General features: G+C 62.1%; 1 protein-coding gene. It reads left to right on the top strand.

Translation table 11 applies throughout. The annotated features are described in order from the left end of the window. On the top strand, positions 1–910 hold a 910-nt coding region (locus ACV22V_RS32390; RefSeq protein WP_448016813.1), incomplete at its 5' end, for an IS5 family transposase. Positions 911–964 lie beyond the last annotated feature (54 nt).

Below are 964 nucleotides of genomic sequence, written 5' to 3'. Positions count from 1 at the left end.
TGTCAGAAACTGGGCGGCATACAACGCCGGCCTGATCAATCGAGGCAACATCACGATGTGGATTGATGACGACGCTCTTGCGAACATGCCCGACACCGAGCCCACACGTGGCCGTTCGCGGCTGTACAGCGATGCACTGATTCAGGCATTGCTCGGCTTGAAGACGGTGTTCCATTTGCCGTTGCGTGCCTTGCAAGGCTTCGCGCAAACCCTGCGCGACCTGGCTTTCGCTGAATTGCCCGTACCGAACTATACGACCGTGTGCCGTCGCGCACGGACGCTGCAGGTGAAACTGCCGGTCATTCACAGCGACGAACCGCTGCACTTGGTCGTCGACAGCACGGGCGCAAAGGTCTACGGCGAAGGTGAATGGAAGGTTCGCCAGCATGGCTACTCGAAGCGTCGCACGTGGCGCAAGGTCCATCTCGCACTCGACGCGAACACCGGCCAGTTGCGAGCGGCGCTCATGACGCACCAGGATGTCGCGGACGGTGAAGTGCTGCCCGAATTGCTTGAACAAATCCCGGCCGACGAGTCCATCGATACCATCGGCGGCGACGGCGCATACGATACGCAGGCTTGTTACGCCTCGATCACCGCGCGCGGTGCGATACCCTCGATTCCGCCGCGCGAAGGCGCGGTTCACTGGCCGACGACCACGCCCGGCGCGTCCCGGCGCAACGCCGCGCTCGACGCCATTGCACAAGGCAGTCGACGCGAATGGAAGCAGCAAAGCGGTTACCACCGTCGTTCGCTGGCCGAGAACGCGATGTACCGGCTCAAGACGCTCACGGGTCCGTGCCTGTGGGCACGTCGTACCGATACCCAGGCGACCGAAGTTGCCGTTCGAGTGGGCGTGCTTAACCGCATGGCCGAGCTCGCCCGCCCTCAGTCCGTACGTATTGCCTGAGATCATGAACAAAGGCACCACTTCGTCCTCACGCCTGATTTATGCAACAACGCC

Source organism: Burkholderia sp. AW33-5, from assembly GCF_053427615.1.
Note: the sequence above shows the minus strand (reverse complement) of the source record. Positions and strands in the feature narration are given on the sequence as shown.